The 16,590-nt window shown below is 71.0% G+C and carries 13 protein-coding genes; 5 read left to right on the forward strand and 8 right to left on the reverse strand.

Annotation, left to right across the window (positions count from 1 at the left end; translation table 11 throughout):
• Positions 1–87: 87 nt before the first annotated feature.
• The 4 genes from BGP73_RS15120 to BGP73_RS15135 all read left to right on the forward strand — a co-directional run bounded on the left by BGP73_RS15120 (position 88) and on the right by BGP73_RS15135 (position 4,882).
• Positions 88–3,258: a nitrate- and nitrite sensing domain-containing protein gene (locus BGP73_RS15120; protein WP_079127543.1), complete on the forward strand. Its 3,171-nt coding sequence runs from the start codon at positions 88–90 to the stop codon at positions 3,256–3,258.
• 25 nt (positions 3,259–3,283) lie between these two features.
• On the forward strand, positions 3,284–3,697 hold the full coding sequence (locus BGP73_RS15125; protein WP_069815045.1) for a roadblock/LC7 domain-containing protein: 414 nt from the start codon (positions 3,284–3,286) through the stop codon (positions 3,695–3,697).
• A gap of 89 nt (positions 3,698–3,786) precedes the next feature.
• Entirely contained in the window at positions 3,787–4,323 is a 537-nt protein-coding gene (locus BGP73_RS15130) for a DUF742 domain-containing protein (RefSeq protein ID WP_069815399.1), read from the forward strand.
• Complete coding sequence (locus BGP73_RS15135; protein ID WP_079127544.1) at positions 4,304–4,882, forward strand: GTP-binding protein; 579 nt, start codon at positions 4,304–4,306, stop codon at positions 4,880–4,882. The genes BGP73_RS15130 and BGP73_RS15135 overlap by 20 nt, the downstream gene beginning before the upstream one ends.
• A 108-nt stretch (positions 4,883–4,990) precedes the next feature.
• Here BGP73_RS15135 and BGP73_RS15140 read toward each other — a convergent pair whose 3' ends face one another.
• From BGP73_RS15140 to BGP73_RS15170, 8 genes are all read right to left on the reverse strand, one after another.
• The gene (locus BGP73_RS15140) at positions 4,991–5,209 is read right to left on the reverse strand and encodes an acyl-CoA carboxylase epsilon subunit (RefSeq protein WP_069815047.1); all 219 of its coding nucleotides are present in this window, start codon (positions 5,207–5,209) and stop codon (positions 4,991–4,993) included.
• 11 nt (positions 5,210–5,220) lie between these two features.
• Complete coding sequence (locus tag BGP73_RS15145; protein WP_069815049.1) at positions 5,221–6,804, reverse strand: acyl-CoA carboxylase subunit beta; 1,584 nt, start codon at positions 6,802–6,804, stop codon at positions 5,221–5,223.
• A 251-nt stretch (positions 6,805–7,055) separates the two neighbouring features.
• Positions 7,056–8,669: a citramalate synthase gene (gene cimA / locus BGP73_RS15150; protein ID WP_069815051.1), complete on the reverse strand. Its 1,614-nt coding sequence runs from the start codon at positions 8,667–8,669 to the stop codon at positions 7,056–7,058.
• 360 nt (positions 8,670–9,029) lie between these two features.
• Positions 9,030–10,115 carry a branched-chain amino acid aminotransferase gene (locus tag BGP73_RS15155; RefSeq protein WP_069815053.1) on the reverse strand — a complete coding sequence of 362 codons (1,086 nt, stop codon included), beginning with the start codon at positions 10,113–10,115 and terminating at the stop codon, positions 9,030–9,032.
• A 661-nt stretch (positions 10,116–10,776) separates the two neighbouring features.
• Positions 10,777–11,817 (reverse strand): 3-isopropylmalate dehydrogenase, encoded by a 1,041-nt coding sequence (locus BGP73_RS15160; RefSeq protein ID WP_069815055.1) that lies wholly within the window; start codon positions 11,815–11,817, stop codon positions 10,777–10,779.
• 85 nt (positions 11,818–11,902) lie between these two features.
• The gene (locus BGP73_RS23145) at positions 11,903–12,040 is read right to left on the reverse strand and encodes a hypothetical protein (protein WP_170837844.1); all 138 of its coding nucleotides are present in this window, start codon (positions 12,038–12,040) and stop codon (positions 11,903–11,905) included.
• Between the two features lie 295 nt (positions 12,041–12,335).
• The gene (gene pruA / locus BGP73_RS15165) at positions 12,336–13,967 is read right to left on the reverse strand and encodes an L-glutamate gamma-semialdehyde dehydrogenase (RefSeq protein WP_069815057.1); all 1,632 of its coding nucleotides are present in this window, start codon (positions 13,965–13,967) and stop codon (positions 12,336–12,338) included.
• 143 nt (positions 13,968–14,110) lie between these two features.
• Positions 14,111–15,037, reverse strand: a complete 927-nt coding sequence (locus BGP73_RS15170) for a proline dehydrogenase family protein (RefSeq protein WP_069815059.1) — start codon at positions 15,035–15,037, stop codon at positions 14,111–14,113.
• Positions 15,038–15,288: 251 nt separating this feature from the next.
• Between BGP73_RS15170 and BGP73_RS15175 the strand changes: the two genes are divergently transcribed.
• Positions 15,289–16,533: a PucR family transcriptional regulator gene (locus BGP73_RS15175; RefSeq protein ID WP_069815061.1), complete on the forward strand. Its 1,245-nt coding sequence runs from the start codon at positions 15,289–15,291 to the stop codon at positions 16,531–16,533.
• Positions 16,534–16,590 lie beyond the last annotated feature (57 nt).

Raw genomic sequence — 16,590 nt, forward strand, 5'->3', positions numbered from 1 at the left:
CGTGCTGCAATCCCACTGACTTGCGAGTAGGGATCCCGAGCAGAGCGGCACACCTGCAGGTGCCGACGCCGAGAGGTTGTTGGTCGAGTGAGGCGCAACAGGACTGGCCCCACCTCGCGGGACGCCGCCCGCGAGGACCCGACGCCGCCCACCGGCGGCGGCACGCCACAGGAACGGTCCGGCCGGTCGGCGCGCCGCCGAAAGAACGTCCGGGGCACCCTCGGCAACTGGCGTATGGGCCCGAGGCTGAACGCCATCCTGCTCCTCCCCGTGCTGGTCGGACTGGTGCTCGGCGGACTCCAGGTCAGTGGTTCGGTGTCGACTTGGCGTGAGGCACAGGAGGCCGAGCGCACCGCGCGACTGGTACAGGCGGCGGCCGCGTACGGCAAGGCGCTGATCGACGAACGTGACCGCAGCGCCGCTCCACTGCTGAAGGGGGACCGGGACAGCCCGGTCGTCCGGAAGGTCCAGGCGACCACCGACACGGCCGCCGAGGTCTTCCACACCCGGGCCCGCGAGGTGCCCGACAAGCCGGGCCTGCAACGGCGGCTGAAGGCCTTCGAGGAGGCCGAGCGGGGGCTGCGGAAGCTGCGCGAGAACGCCTACACCTCGAAGCTGCCGGGGGTGCAGACCGAGGAGGGGTACGTCGCCGTCCAGCACCCCCTGATGGAGTTCGCCAACGAACTCGGCCTGGGCACCGAGAACATCACCAGCTACGGCCGTACCGTCTACGCCGTCTCGCTCTCGCAGGCGGCCGAGTCCCTGCAACGCTCCATCGGCATGCGCCTCCTGTTGGCCCCGGGACCTGACGAGATGTCGCTCCGGACCCAGCTCACCGCTTTCACCTCCTACGCCTACCTCGAGGGAATCGCCCAGGAGGAGTACCTCTCCAGCGGGACCGAGGACGACCGGTACCGGCTGGAGAAGGAGCTGAAGGCAGCCCAGGAGACGAGCCGGGAACACGTCGAGGAGGCCCGACGCAAGGCCAAGGCTGCCGGCAAGTCCTTCACCGCGCCGCCTGAGCTCGATGACATGGTGAAGGCGATCGGCTCGGGGGCGAGCCCGGCCGAACTGCGCGCCATGGGTATCACCCCGGAGAGCTGGTTCGCCGCCTCGACCGTCAAGTTCGACGCCTACGACCGGGTCGAGCAGGAACTGGCCGACAAGGCGGTGACGGAGGCCGCGAGGATCTCGGCCGACGCGAAGCGGGACGCGCTCGCCACCGGCGCCGGCGCGCTGGCCGCCCTGCTCGCCGCCTTCGTGATCGCCGGGCTGGTGGCCCGCTCGATGAGCCGGAGCATGCAGCGGTTGCGGAACGCCGCCTTCGACGTCGCCGAGAAGCGCCTGCCCGCCATCGTCGACCAGCTCTCCCGCACCGCCCCCGGGCGGGTGGACACCAAGGTGCGGCCGATCCCCATCAGCACGCAGGACGAGATCGGGGAGGTGGCCCGCGCCTTCGACCAGGTGCACCGGGAGGCCGTCCGGCTCGCGGCCGAGCAGGCGCTGCTGCGGGGCAACGTCAACGCCATCTTCACCAACCTCTCCCGTCGCAACCAGGGCCTCATCGAGCGCCTGCTGAACATGATCAGCGAGTTGGAGAACAACGAGGCCGACCCGGACCAGTTGGAGAACCTGTTCCGGCTGGACCACCTGGCCACCCGGATGCGGCGCAACGGCGAGAACCTGCTGATCCTCGCGGGTGAGGATCTCGGCCAACGCTGGGAACACGCCGTCCCGCTGGTCGACGTGCTCAGGGCGGCCACCTCCGAGGTGGAGAGTTACGAGCGCGTCGAGCTGATCGGTGTGCCGGCCACCCAGGTCCGCGGGCCGGCCGTGTCCGACCTGGTGCACCTGCTCGCCGAGCTGCTGGAGAACGCCACCATCTTCTCCTCGCCGCAGACCAAGGTGCAGGTCGCCGCGGTCCAGCTGCCGGACGGCCGCGCCATGATCGAGATCCACGACAAGGGCATCGGGCTCACCGCCCAGGACTTCGCCGAGATCAACGACAAGCTGGCCGATCCGCCGACCGTGGACCTCGCGGTCTCCCAGCGCATGGGGCTGTTCGTGGTCGGACGCCTCGCGGAGCGGCACGGCATCCGGGTGCAGCTGCGCCCCTCCAGCAGTCAGACGGGAACCACCTCCGTGGTCATGCTGCCGGAGGAGATCATGTGCGGGGTCGGCGGCGAACAGCCGTCCCCGGAGGAGGACTTCACGGTCTCCCGGATCGTCCCGGAGCAGCGCCCCCACACCCCGGCCGGCCCGGCTGCAGCGCGGGGCCCGAGGGGCGAGCCGGCGTTCACCGGCTCCCCCTACCCGTCCCAGCCACTCCACGACGACGGCTACGGCGTCGGCGCGCCCGGCCCCTCCGAACGGTCCGCGGCGGCCCCGTCGGAGCCCTCCGCGCGGCAGGAGGGTGCCGGTTGGCCGGGGGGCGGTCCGGCACCGGCGGAGTACACACCGCCCACGCTGCTTCCCGGGGGGTCGACCGGCGACGGCTACCTGCCGTCGGGGCACCGGGCCGGCGGGTACCCGGACGGCCTCGGGGAGCCCACCGAGGACGGTCCCTCGGCGGCCCTCCCCCAGCCGGCCGGCCCAGGGTTCCCGGCGCCGCCCGCCGCACCCGGCGGCGCCGCGGAAGCCGCCTTCCCCGGCGAGCTCCCAAGTCCCTATCCGGAAGCGGTACCTGGCGACCCCTCAGCCGTCGACCAGCAGCGTTATACGCAGTATGATTTCCTGGCTCACCAGGACGAGCGGACCGAATCGATCAGTCGTGCCGGTCGCTACGAATCAGGTCACGGAGACGAATCGGAATCTGCGACCGATCCCGAGCAACTGCCGGGACGCGTAGGCTTCGACCGTCAGGGCCCCTCCCCTAGCGGTGTTGACTCCGTGACCAACGCGGGCCTTCCGCGCCGCGACAGGGGGTGGAAGCAACCCGGGGAGCCCGATCGGTCGCCGGAGTCTCAGGAGGAGGGCTCACAGTGGCGTTCGCCCAACGACGAGCGCTGGCAGCGGGCCGAAGGGCTCCGGGAGCCGAAAGCCGGTGGGATAACCTCCTCCGGTCTCCCCCGGCGAGTGCCCAAGGCCAATCTGGTCGACGGCACGGCAGAGCAGACCTCGCAGGGCGGCCCCCAGGTCTCCCGCGCTCCGGAGGACGTCCGCGGCAGGCTGAGCAGCCTGCGCCGCGGCGTCCAGCAGGGGCGCAGGGCGAGGACGGACGGCAACGGCCGGGGTCAGGACCCCGGCCGCAGCACCTAGGATCAGGAGCGTTAGTGTGAGTCCGATGAGCCAGGCAGCGCAGAATCTGAACTGGTTGATCACTAACTTCGTGGATCACACCCCTGGTGTGTCGCACACCGTGGTGGTCTCCGCCGACGGACTCCTTCTCGCGATGTCCGAAGGCTTCCCCCGTGACCGTGCCGACCAGTTGGCGGCGGTGGCCTCCGGGCTCACCTCGCTGACCAGCGGCGCCTCCCGCATCTTCGAAGGCGGGCTGGTCAACCAGACCGTGGTGGAGATGGAGCGCGGCTTCCTCTTCATCATGTCCGTCTCCGACGGCTCCTCACTGGCCGTACTCGCCCACCCCGAGTGCGACATCGGCCTCGTGGGCTACGAGATGGCCCTCCTGGTCGACCGCGCCGGAACCGTCCTCACCCCCGACCTCCGCGCGGAACTGCAGAGCAGCCTTCTCAACTGACAGACAGGCGAATGCTTTTCAGGCCACCGCGCCGATAAGGTGCGGTGGCGCGGTCCCCAGGAGAGAGCCCGACAGTGGAGGAGGACATCGTGGCAACGCCCCCGAGCGGATACCCCTTTGGCGAGCCTGCGCCGGGTGTCCCCCCGCTGAAGCGCTACAACTTCCCCTCCACGCCGAGCCGTCGCCCGACGCCACAGCGGCAGCCGGACGAGGGGCCGGGTGACCCTCTCGGGCCGCAGCCGCCGCCGCAGCGGGAGAGTCCTGCGGCGGCGCCCGTCGGGGGCGGCAACCCGCTGGTGCGGCCGTACGCCATGACCGGAGGCCGGACCCGGCCTCGCTACCAGCTCGCCATAGAGGCGCTGATCAGCACCACGGCCGGTCCCGAGCAGCTCCAGGGGCAGTTGCCCGAGCACCAGCGGATCTGCCATCTGTGCCAGGAGGTCCGGTCGGTCGCCGAGATCTCCGCCATGCTCTCCATCCCCCTCGGCGTCGTCCGGATCCTCGTCGCCGACCTGGCCGAGGCCGGACTCGTCGCCATCCACCAGCCCGGCGGCGACGAGTCCGCCGGTGGCCAACCAGATGTGACACTGCTCGAAAGGGTGCTCAGTGGACTTCGCAAGCTCTAGCGGTGCGGCCCGCTCCACCACCTCCGCGAAGATCGTGGTGGCGGGCGGCTTCGGCGTGGGCAAGACCACGTTCGTCGGCGCGGTCTCGGAGATCAATCCGCTGCGTACCGAGGCCGTGATGACCTCCGCCTCGGCGGGCATCGACGACCTCACCCACGCGCCGGACAAGACGACCACCACCGTCGCCATGGACTTCGGCCGGATCACCCTCGACCAGGACCTGATCCTCTACCTGTTCGGCACCCCCGGCCAGGACCGCTTCTGGTTCATGTGGGACGACCTCGTCCGCGGCGCCATCGGCGCCGTCGTCCTCGTCGACACCCGCCGCCTCGCCGACTGCTTCCCCGCCGTCGACTACTTCGAGAACAGCGGCCTCCCCTTCGTCATCGCCCTCAACGGCTTCGACGGACACCAGCCCTACACCCCCGACGAAGTACGCGAAGCCCTCCAGATCGGCCCCGACGCCCCCATCATCACCACCGACGCCCGACAGCGCAGCGACGCCAAGAGCGCACTCATCACCCTCGTCGAACACGCCCTCATGGCCCGGCTGCGGTAGCAACCGGGCGCCTGGCAACGGGTCGGACGCCGGAACGCGGAAGATCCCCGCTCTCCCGAGGGAGGGCGAGGATCTTCCGCGTTCCGTTTGTGGAGCCGACGGCGCCCGTCAGCTCTGCCAGCTGTGCGGTGCCCGGAAGCCGGACTGCCGCTCCAACCGGCGCCACTGGGCGGAGTTGCGCCCCTGCGGGCGCACCGCGGCCGAGTGCTGGTCCGTGGCGGCGGCCCGGGCCAGCAGCAGCGCGGTCAGCGCGGCCACCTCCTCGGGTGCGGCCTGTCCCTTCTCGACACGTACCAGGGAGTTCGCGGACTGGTGGTCAACGTTCACGTGAGTCTCCGTCACTGCGGCGGGTTGCCGTGCTTGCGCGCCGGCAGATCGGCGTGCTTGGTGCGCAGCATGGCGAGGGAGCGGACAAGGACCTCGCGGGTCTCGGTCGGGTCGATGACGTCGTCGACGAGACCGCGCTCGGCCGCGTAGTAGGGGTGCATCAGCTCGGCCTTGTAGGCCTTGACCATGGACGCGCGCATGGCCTCGGGGTCTTCGGCTTCCGCGATCTGCCGGCGGAAGATGACGTTGGCGGCGCCCTCCGCGCCCATCACCGCGATCTCGTTGGTGGGCCAGGCGTAGGTGAGGTCGGCACCGATGGACTGGGAGTCCATGACGATGTAGGCACCGCCGTAGGCCTTGCGGAGGATCAGCGAGATCCTCGGCACGGTGGCGTTGCAGTAGGCGTAGAGCAGCTTGGCCCCGTGCCGGATGATCCCGCCGTGCTCCTGGTCGACGCCCGGGAGGAACCCGGGTACGTCCAGCAGGGTGATCAGGGGGATGTTGAAGGCGTCGCACAGCTGCACGAAGCGGGCGGCCTTCTCGGAGGCGTGGATGTCCAGCACCCCGGCCAGGGACTGCGGCTGGTTGGCGATGATCCCGACCACCTGCCCGTCCATCCGGCTGAGCGCGCAGATGACGTTGGTCGCCCAGCGCTCGTGGACCTCCAGGTACTCGCCGTCGTCGACCAGTTCCTCGATGACCTTGCGCATGTCGTAGGGGCGGTTGCCGTCGGCCGGCACCAGGTCCAGCAGCGTCTCACCCCGGCGGTCGACCGGGTCCTCGCACTCGACGGCCGGCGGGTTCTCGCGGTTGTTCGACGGCAGCAGGGAGAGCAGGTAGCGGACCTCCGCCAGCGCCGTCTCCTCGTCGTCGTAGGCGAAGTGCGCCACCCCGGAGGTCTCGGCGTGCACGTCGGCGCCGCCCAGTCCGTTCTGGGTGATCTCCTCACCGGTCACCGCGCGGACCACGTCCGGACCGGTGATGAACATCTGAGAGGTGTCCCGCACCATGAAGACGAAGTCGGTCAACGCGGGGCTGTAGGCAGCGCCGCCGGCACACGGGCCGAGCATCACGGAGATCTGCGGGATCACCCCGGAGGCCCGGGTGTTCCGCTGGAAGATCCCGCCGTAGCCGGCGAGGGCGGAGACACCCTCCTGGATACGGGCACCGGCGCCGTCGTTCAGGCTGACCAGCGGGGCACCCGCGGAGATGGCCATGTCCATGATCTTGTGGATCTTCGTGGCGTGGGCCTCGCCGAGCGCACCGCCGAAGATCCGGAAGTCGTGCGCGTAGACGAAGACCGTCCGCCCTTCCACCGTGCCCCATCCGGTGATCACACCGTCGGTGTACGGCTTCTTCTCCTCCAGGCCGAACCCGGTCGCCCGGTGCCGCCGGAGCGGCTCGACCTCGCGGAAGGAGCCCTCGTCCAGCAGCAGGGCGATCCGCTCCCGCGCGGTCAGCTTCCCCTTCGCGTGCTGCGCCTCGGTGGCCCGCTCGCTGGGACCGCTCCACACCTGTTTCCGGATGGCATGCAGCTCGGCTGCCCGACCGCGGGCGTCGCTCGGCTCAGAGGGCGTCTCGTCCAGAAGGGTCATGCTGGGAACCCTACGGAACCTCTACCGGAAAACCGCCCGTTGACTTCGTACAGTCTCCGTCCCGAATTCCTGGCCGTGTTGGACAGAACCACCACCTGAGCACCCGTTTTCCCACGACAGGGCAGCGATTGGGCTGTGGGGTTTCAACAACCTGCAAGGCGCAGTCCCGATGGCTGGAAGGGTGCGGCACCGCCGCCGGGCGGGCCGGCCGGCCCCGGCTGGGCACACCCCGCCCGGGCCGGCCGTCGGCCTCACTCCTGAGGCTCCACGCCCGCCCGCAGCAGGCCGTAGGTGTAGGCGTCGGAGAGCGCCTCCCAGGAGGCCGCGATGACGTTGTCGGCGACCCCGATGGTGTTCCACTCGGCGCTGCCGTCACTGGTCGAGACGAGCACCCGGGTCGTGGACTCGGTGCCGTGCTTGCCCTCCAGGATACGGACCTTGTAGTCGACCAGCTCCAGTCGGGCCAGCTCCGGGTAGATCCGCTCCAGCCCCACCCGCAGCGCCCGGTCCAGGGCGTTGACCGGACCGTTGCCCTCAGCGGTGGCGACGATCCGCTCCCCCTTGGCCCAGAGCTTCACCGTGGCCTCGTTGGCGTGGGTGCCGTCCGGGCGGTCCTCCACGATGGTCCGCCAGGACTCGACGCCGAAGTAGCGCCGGGTCGTCCGCTCCTCCACCTCCTCGCGGAGCAGCAGCTCGAAGGAGGCGTCGGCGGCCTCGTAGGTGTAGCCGGACAGTTCCCGCTCCTTGACCCGGGCCACCACCCGTCCGACCAGCTCGCGGTCGTCGCTCAGGTCGATGCCGAGTTCCTTGCCCTTGAGCTCGATCGAGGCCCGGCCGGCCATGTCGGAGACCAGCATCCGCATGCTGTTCCCGACCAGGCCGGGGTCGATGTGCTGGTAGAGGTCCGGATCCACCTTGATCGCCGAGGCGTGGAGTCCGGCCTTGTGCGCGAAGGCCGAGACCCCGACGTAGGGCTGGTGCGTGGAGGGGGTGAGGTTCACGACCTCGGCGATGGCGTGGGAGATCCGGGTGGTCTCCGCGAGGGCGCCCTCCGGCAGCACCCGGCGGCCGTACTTCAGCTCCAGGGCCGCGACGACCGGGAAGAGGTTGGCGTTACCCACCCGCTCCCCGTAGCCGTTGGCGGTGCACTGGACGTGGGTCGCCCCGCCGTCCACCGCGGCGAGCGAGTTGGCCACCGCGCAGCCGGTGTCGTCCTGGGCGTGGATGCCGAGCCGCGCTCCGGTGTCCGCCAGGACGGTCGAGACGAAGGCCTGGACCTGGGCGGGCAGCATGCCGCCGTTGGTGTCGCAGAGCACCACGACGTCCGCACCGGCCTCGTGCGCGGTCCGCACGACCTGCTTGGCGTAGTCGGGGTTCGCCCGGTAGCCGTCGAAGAAGTGCTCGCAGTCCACGAACACCCGCCGGCCCCGGTCCCGGAGGTAGGCGACGGTGTCCCGGACCATCGCCAGGTTCTCCTCCAGTGTGGTGCGCAGCGCCAGTTCCACATGGCGGTCGTGGGCCTTGGCGACCAGTGTGATCACCGGGGTCTCGGCCTCCAGCAGTGCTCTGAGCTGCGGGTCTTCCTCCACCCTGACCCCGGCCCGGCGGGTGGAGCCGAAGGCGACCAGCTGTGCGTGGCGGAAGTCGATCTCCTTCCGGGCGCGGGCGAAGAACTCGGTGTCCCTGGGGTTGGCGCCCGGCCAGCCGCCCTCGATGAAGCCCACGCCGAAGTCGTCCAGGTGGCGGGCGATGGTGAGCTTGTCCGCGACGGAGAGGCTGATGCCCTCCCGCTGGGCACCGTCGCGCAGCGTCGTGTCGAAGACGTGGAACGCGTCGTCCACCGGACTTGTCGATACGTCCGTCATGTTGCTGGGGCTCCTGTCGAGTCTCGGCCTACCGGAATGACCGGTTCCACCGTCCTCCAATGATCCCCCGCGCTCCTCCTCCGGCGATGGTGGGGCCGGAAAACGAAAAAACCCCTCGCGGGTGCGAGAGGTCTGCGCGCGGGTCTTGGGACACGATGTCCGCTGCCGCATCGGTTCACTGCGGTTCAGCGGTCACTGCGGACCGGCGCGCCTGCTGCCAATAATCATGGCGAACGAGAGCACGGAAGAAGTCTGCCACGAAAACGACGAAGACCGCCGACTTGTCTCACCATACGGTCACACCAGGGGATCCGCCGGGCCGCTGGGCAGGTCGGAACCCCTGGTGAGCCGTGGGGGCGGTCAGCCCAGCGAGTGCATCCAGCCATGGGGGTCGGGCGCGACGCCGGTCTGGATGTCCAGCAGCGCCTGCCGGAGCTTCATCGTGACCTCGCCCGGCCGGCCGTCGGCGACGGTCCAGCTGGCCCGGGTCGACTTCACCGCACCGACCGGGGTGATCACGGCAGCGGTGCCGCAGGCGAACACCTCCGTCAACGAGCCGTCCGCGTTGCCGCTCTGCCAGTCCTCCACCGAGATCCGCTCCTCGGAAACCTCGTGTCCGAGGTCACGGGCGATCTGGAGCAGCGAGGACCGGGTCACACCCGGCAGCAGCGATCCGGAGAGCTCCGGCGTCACGATGCGGTCACCGTAGACGAAGTAGAGGTTCATGCCCCCCATCTCCTCGATCCAGCGGCGTTCGAGCGCGTCCAGCCAGACCACCTGGTCGCAGCCCTGCTCGGCTGCCTGTGCCTGGGCTACCAGGGAAGCGGCGTAGTTGCCGCCGGTCTTGGCCGCGCCGGTGCCGCCGGGCACCGCCCGGACATACTCCTCCGACAACCAGACCGAGACCGGCTCCACCCCGCCCGGGAAGTAGGCGCCGGCGGGCGAGGCGATCACCACGAACAGGTACTCGTTGGCGGGCTTGACGCCCAACCCGACCTCCGTCGCGAACATGAAGGGCCGGAGGTAGAGCGACTGCTCCCCCTGCGCCGGCACCCATGCCCGGTCCTGGGTGACGAGCCGGTCACAGGCCTCGATGAAGGTCTCCACCGGCAGTTCCGGCATGGCGAGCCTGCGGGCAGAGGACTGGAAACGCTGGGCGTTGGCCTCGGGCCGGAAAGTGGCGACGGAGCCGTCCGGCTGGCGGTAGGCCTTCAGCCCCTCGAAGATCGTCTGCGCGTAGTGCAGGGTCATGTTGGCCGGGTCGATCGACAGCGGTCCGTAGGGCAAGAGTTCGCCGTTGTGCCAGCCACGCCCCTCCGTCCATCGGATCGTCACCATGTGATCGGTGAAGTGTCGGCCGAATCCTGGGGCGGCCAGGATCGCCTCCCGCTCCGCGTCGGACAGCGGGTGGGAGGAGGGCTTGAGCTCGATCGAGGGGGTCGTCATCTGAGAAGTCCTTCACCGTCAGGTCGTATCGGCCCCGCACACCGCTGCTCGGGCGTCGCCCGCGCCCACCCCGGGGGCGAGCGAGCCCGGGAACCGCGCGATCGGGACGGCTCGCCCCGCCGTGAGGTTCGGCGCTCTCCCACCCGCCGGTCCGGAGGTTCGGACGGCACCGCCACCCGGTCCCGCGGGCGCCTCGCGCTCACCCGCCGGACGCCGAGACGGGGCGAACCCTGCCTGCCGCGGCACTAGGACGTCCAAGTTTCCCCTCGATGTGCGGTCCGGTGACCGATTGTTTTGTGGCTTCATTGTCGCCCACCGCGAGTCGGCGCGGGCGGGCGGTCGCCCGCGCGGGCTTTTCACGGGTTGGCGTCGATGGTCCCACCCGGCGGGGCCGTTGTCAGGCACAGGGCCGGGCGCAGTCGGAACGCGCACCGTCCGGAGCGCCGGTTGTTCGTTCGGTGACCGGTCGGCCCGAGGCATCCGGTCGCAGCGGGGGGTCCACCGGGCCCTGTGCCGAGTTGCCGCGGTCCGGGCTGACCGGCGCGGCCGGCACCGGAGCGGCCGCGCCGTTCTCCCCCGGGCGGCTCAGAGGTCCTCCCGGGGGCTCCGCCGACCGCGGCCGAGGGACCCGGGGCCGGCGGAGGTTCTGCGTCCGGTCGGCTCAGCCGGCTACCCGGGCCGCGAGCGCGTCGCCGATCTCCTCGGTCGAGCGACCGCCCGCCGAGCGTTCGGAGAGGTCCGCCGCCACGGCGGCTTCCACCCGCTCGGCCTCGGCCTCGTAACCCAGGTGCCGGAGCAGCAGCGCCACCGAGAGTACGGTCGCCGTCGGGTCGGCCTTGCCCTGCCCCGCGATGTCCGGCGCGGAGCCGTGGACCGGCTCGAACATCGAGGGGAACTCACCGGTGGGGTTGATGTTGCCGGAGGCGGCCAGTCCGATGCCGCCGGTGACGGCGGCGGCGAGGTCGGTGAGGATGTCGCCGAAGAGGTTGTCGGTGACGATCACGTCGAACCGCTCGGGCTGGGTGACGAAGAAGATCGTCGCGGCGTCGACGTGCAGGTAGTCGGTGGTGACCTGCGGATACTCCGCGCCGACCGCGTCGAAGATCCGCTTCCACAGCTGGCCGGCGTGGATCAGCACGTTGTTCTTGTGGACGAGGGTGAGTTTCTTCCGGGGCCGTGCGTCGGCCCGCCGGTAGGCGTCGCGTACCACCCGCTCGACACCGTAGGCGGTGTTGAGACTCACCTCGGTGGCCACCTCGGCCTCGGTGGAGCCCCGGAGCACGCCGCCGTTGCCGACGTACGGCCCCTCGGTGCCCTCGCGGACCACCACGAAGTCGATCTGGGGGCGGCCCTGGAGCGGTGTCGCGGTGTTCGGGAAGAGCTTTGACGGGCGGAGGTTGACGTAGTGGTCGAAGGCGAAGCGCAGCTTGAGCAGCAGTCCCCGCTCCAACACCCCCGAGGGAACCGACGGGTCGCCGATGGCGCCGAGCAGGATCGCGTCGTGCCGCCGGATGCTGTCGAGCTCGGCGTCCGGGAGGGTCTCGCCGGTGGCGTGCCAGCGGCGGGCCCCGAGATCGTACTCCCGGGTCTCCAGCTTCACGCTCTGCGGAAGGACCGCCGATAGGACCTTCAGGCCCTGAGCCACGACTTCCGGTCCGATGCCGTCACCGGGGACCACTGCGAGATCGATGCTGCGAGACATGCGGGAACCATAACCTCACGTCCCATTGCCTGACACGTCTCGTCCGCCATGCGGACAATGTCCTCGGGTCCGGGACGGGCGGGCCTCAGTGCCCGGTGGCCCCGCCGTTGTCCCGGCGGTCCAGGGCGCGCTGCAGTGCGGCGGCGGCGTTCTTCCGGGCGGTGTTTTCGGCGGCGGAGCTGGCGGTACGGCGGCGGACCTTGCGGACGGGCTGGTTCAACATGCGCGTTCTCCCAAACGAGGGCAGGCAACACCTGCTGATGGCTTTGAGGACGCCGGAAGGCGGCGGGAGGCCAGAGGTGCGGCAGGGGTCGCCTGCGGAAGGCACCGGCCCGCTTCCGCCGATCGCTGGGATCGAGCGAGACAGTCGGCTCCTACAAAAGTAAGGCAGCAGAGCGCCGCTGTCTCTACAAATAGTCGGCCTTCCTACTATCTGAGACGGCAGCTGCCGGCGCGCCACGCGAAGTGCCCCCGCCCGGAGTAATGCCGGACGGGGGCACCCATGGGACAGGAGCAGGTCAGCCCATGTGCGGGTAGCGATAGTCGGTCGGTGCGACCATCGTCTCCTTGATGGCGCGCGGGGAGGACCACCGCATCAGGTTGAACTTCGAGCCGGCCTTGTCGTTGGTACCGGAGGCCCGGCCGCCGCCGAAGGGCTGCTGTCCCACGATCGAGCCGGTCGGCCGGTCGTTCAGGTAGAAGTTGCCCGCCGCGAAACGCAGCTTCTCCGAGGCGCTGGCCAGCACCTGCCGGTCGCGGGCCAGCACCGCACCGGTCAGCGCGTAGGACGACACCGACTCCATCTGGTCCAGTACCGCCTCGAAGTCCGCGTCCTCGTAGACGTGCACGGCGATGATCGGGCCGAAGTACTCGGTCTTGAACAGCTCGTTCTCCGGATCGGAGCAGGTGATGACGGTCGGCCGGACGAAGTAGCCCACCGAGTCGTCGTACGTACCGCCCGCGACGATCTCACAGCTCGGGTCAGCCGCGGCCCGGTCGATCGCGGCCTTGTTCTTGGCGAAGGCCCGCTCGTCGATGACCGCGGACATGAAGTTCGACAGATCCGTCGGGTCCCCCATGGTGAGGCCCTCGGTCTCGGCCACGAGTTCGGCCTTCAGGCCGCCCTCCCACAGTGAGCGCGGCAGGTAGGCGCGCGAGGCGGCGGAGCACTTCTGCCCCTGGTACTCGAAGGCACCGCGGATGATCGCGGTCTTCAGGACCGCCGGGTCGGCCGACGGGTGGGCGACGATGAAGTCCTTGCCACCGGTCTCCCCGACCACCCGCGGGTAGCTCCGGTACCCGGCGATGTTCTCGCCGACCGTCCGCCACAGGTGCTGGAAGGTCGCCGTCGAACCGGTGAAGTGCACACCCGCGAGGTCCGGGTGCGGAAGGGCCACCTCGGAGACCTCCCGGCCGTCGCCGGTCACCAGGTTGATCACGCCCTTGGGAAGGCCGGCCTCCTCCAGCAGCTCCATGAGCAGGACCGCGGAGTGGGTCTGGGTGGGGGACGGCTTCCAGACCACCACGTTGCCCATCAGCGCCGGAGCGGTGGGCAGGTTGCCGGCGATCGCCGTGAAGTTGAACGGCGTGATCGCGTAGACGAAGCCCTCCAGCGGACGGTGGTCCATCCGGTTCCAGACGCCGTCGGGCTGGATCAGCGGCTGCTCCTCCAGGATCTCCCGGGCGAAGTGCACGTTGAAGCGCCAGAAGTCGACCAGCTCGCAGGGGGCGTCGATCTCGGCCTGCTGGGCGGTCTTGGACTGGCCGAGCATGGTGGAGGCCGCGATCGTCTCACGCCACGGCCCGGACAGCAGATCGGCCGCCTTGAGGATGATCGCCGCGCGGTCGTCGAAGGACAGCGCGCGCCAGGCCGGGGCGGCGGCCAGCGCCGCGTCGATCGCGTCCTGCGCGTCCTGCCGGGTGGCGGTGGCGAAGGTGCCGAGCCGGGCCTTGTGGTTGTGCGGCTGCACGACGTCGACCCGCTCGCCGCCGCCCATCCGCTTCTCACCCCCGATGGTCATCGGCAGGTCGATGGGGTTGGCCGCCAGCTCGCTGAGCTTCGCCTCCAGCCTGGCCCGTTCGGGGCTGCCGGGCGCGTAGCCGTGGACCGGCTCGTTGGCCGGAGCGGGTACTCGGGTCACTGCGTCCATGAGGGGCGTTCTCTCCTTCGATCGTGAGGACAGGGATGCGAGGTCGTCTTGGTGCATCACCGGCTCGGCCGGAAGGGGTGCGCCGGGGAGCCCGGTGTGGGGCCCTCACTACCAGCATGCTCCCCTCGCGACGGGGTCTTCAGTCAGCCGTTCGTCACCAGCGAGCGCAGGAAGAAGGCGACGTTGGCCGGGCGCTCGGCCAACCGCCGCATGAAGTAGCCGTACCAGTCGGTGCCGTAGGGGACGTAGACCCGCATCCGGTGTCCTTCGGCCACCAGCCGCTGCTGCTCGGCCTCCCGGATCCCGAAGAGCATCTGGAACTCGTACTCCCCCGGCTTGCGGTCGGCGCGCCGGGCCAGCTCCTGGGCGATCGCGACCATCCGGGGGTCGTGGGAACCGACCATCGGATAACCCTCGCCGGCCATCAGCAGCTTCAGGCAGCGGACGAAGGCGCGGTCCACCTCCCGTTTGTCCCGGAAGGCCACGCTCGCCGGCTCGTCGTAGGCGCCCTTCACCAACCGGACCCGCGCGCCGCCCTCGGCGAGCGCCCGGCAGTCGTCCTCGCTCCGGAAGAGGTACGACTGCAGCACGGCGCCGGTCTCCGGGAAGCGCTTCCGCAGCTCCGCGTGGATGGCGAGGGTGGAGTCGACGGTGGTGTGGTCCTCCATGTCGAGGGTGACCGCAGTGCCGGCCGCGGCGGCCGCCTCGACCACCTCGGAGACGTTGGCCAGCGCGATGTCGTGCCCGCCGGGCAGGGCCTGCCCGAAGGCGGAGAGCTTGACCGAGAGTTCGGCGCGTTCTCCCATGCCCGTTCCGGCCAGCGCCTCCGCCAGCGCCAGGTAGGCGTCCCGGTTGCGCTGCGCCTCCTGCTTGTCGCGGGTGTCCTCGCCCAGGTGGTCGACGGTGACCCGCAGGCCGCGCTGTTCCAGGGCGCTCACCACGGCCAGGCAGTCAGCGAGCTCCTCCCCCGCCACGAACCGGTCCACCATGGCACGGGTGACGGGCGCCGCCGAGACGACACGGCGGATGCCGCTGCTGCGGGCGGCGGCGAGGAAGACGGGACCCAGCACGGGGCACCTCCAAGTGAAGAACCGACCGGATCACAGCCGTCGGCGGAATCCAGGGGCCACTCGCGCCTCGGAACGCCGGCCCCGGGACGCACCGCCAACCTAGGAAGCGCCGCGCCCCAGGGCCATCGACAGCTGTCACGGTTCGCTGACGAGACCCTCATACAGCTGTATGAAGACCGGTGAGCGGCGAGAATGGAGGCCCGCCGCCCTTCCGTGCGGCGGCGGACGGCGAGTGAGCTACCGGAGCGGCGATGCGCGGTGACTATCAGCAACTGGTGGACGAGGTCTCGGCGGTGCTCGGCGCACCGGCCACCCTCGAGGACCGCGCCTTCCGGCTGATCGCCTTCGGAGCCCAGGACAGCGGTGACGCGGCCGGAGATCCGGCGCTGGACCCGGTCCGCACCCGCTCGATCCTGCACCGCCGCTCCACCCCGGCGGTCAGGGCCTGGTTCGAGGCCTTCGGCATCACCCGGGCCACCGGCCCGCTGCGGATCCCACCGGACCCAGCGGCCGGAGTGCTGATGGGCAGGATCTGCCTGCCCGCCCGGCACCGCGGAGTGGTGCACGGCTACGTTTGGCTGCTCGACGACGGCCATCTGGCGGACCTGCGCACCAGCCCGCCGATCGATCCCCGACTGGGCGAGGCCATGGAGACGGCGGCCCGGATCGGAGCTCTGCTGGCCGCCGAGGCCAGCGCCGGCGCGGAGTCCGGCGAACGGCTGCGCACCGTGCTGACCGGACCGGACGCCGAGCGGGCCGGGGCGCTGGCCGAGCTGCGCGACGCGCTCGGCGCGGCGGCCGACGGCTGGCACGCCGTGGTGGCGGTGCTCCCCTCGCCGCCGCGGCAGAGCGCGGGAGAGGCCGCCGACCCCGGCCCCGGGCTGGCCGGGGTCCCCGGTGCGGTGGCGCTGTGCGCCGTCCGGGAGGTCGGAACGGCCGCCCTGGTGCGGCTCCGTCCGCCCGCCCTCCCCGCGCCGGAGACCGACACACCTCGGGGGAGCGACACGCCGGCGGCGGGCCGTCGGGTCTCCTGCGCCCCGGCGCGGAGCGCGGCGGTACGGCTCCTCGACACCCACCCGGCCACTGGGGCGACGGCCGGCGTGGGTGCCCCGCGGCAGGGATTGTCGGAGCTGCCCCGGGGCTGGCGGGAGGCGGTCGGTGCCGCCCGGGCGGCCCGCGCCGAGCCCCGGTTCGGCCCGGTGGCCGAGTGGAGCGGGATCGGGGCCTACCGGATGCTCTCCGGCCTTCCGCCGGAGGCCATGCCGGATCCGGTCGCGCTGCCCCTGCTGCACGGTCGGAACCCGCAGCTGGCCCGGACGGCGGAGGTGTTCCTGGACTGCGCGGGGCAGGCCGGACGCGCCGCCGCCGCACTGGGCATCCACCGGCAGACGCTCTACTACCGGCTGTCGCGGATCGAGGAGCTGACCGGCCTCGGGCTGGACGACGGTCGCGACCGGCTGCTGCTGCACATGGCGCTCAAGAGCGCCCGGTTGTGAGCGGTTCCCGACGACGAGAGCGGCCGCCCCCGCCGTTGCGGTCGGGGCGGCCGCCCG

The sequence above is a fragment of the Streptomyces sp. TP-A0874 genome, from assembly GCF_001748085.1.
Lineage (GTDB): Bacteria > Actinomycetota > Actinomycetes > Streptomycetales > Streptomycetaceae > Streptomyces.

Excerpts from the sequence above, each read along its gene's own strand:
- BGP73_RS15125 (WP_069815045.1), top strand. The coding sequence starts at position 3,284 with ATGAGCCAGGCAGCGCAGAATCTGAACTGGTTGATCACTAACTTCGTG.
- BGP73_RS15145 (WP_069815049.1), bottom strand. The coding sequence starts at position 6,804 with ATGACCCTTCTGGACGAGACGCCCTCTGAGCCGAGCGACGCCCGCGGT.
- cimA (WP_069815051.1), bottom strand. The coding sequence starts at position 8,669 with ATGACGGACGTATCGACAAGTCCGGTGGACGACGCGTTCCACGTCTTC.
- BGP73_RS15155 (WP_069815053.1), bottom strand. The coding sequence starts at position 10,115 with ATGACGACCCCCTCGATCGAGCTCAAGCCCTCCTCCCACCCGCTGTCC.
- BGP73_RS15160 (WP_069815055.1), bottom strand. The coding sequence starts at position 11,817 with ATGTCTCGCAGCATCGATCTCGCAGTGGTCCCCGGTGACGGCATCGGA.
- BGP73_RS23145 (WP_170837844.1), bottom strand. The coding sequence starts at position 12,040 with ATGTTGAACCAGCCCGTCCGCAAGGTCCGCCGCCGTACCGCCAGCTCC.
- pruA (WP_069815057.1), bottom strand. The coding sequence starts at position 13,967 with ATGGACGCAGTGACCCGAGTACCCGCTCCGGCCAACGAGCCGGTCCAC.
- BGP73_RS15175 (WP_069815061.1), top strand. The coding sequence starts at position 15,289 with ATGCGCGGTGACTATCAGCAACTGGTGGACGAGGTCTCGGCGGTGCTC.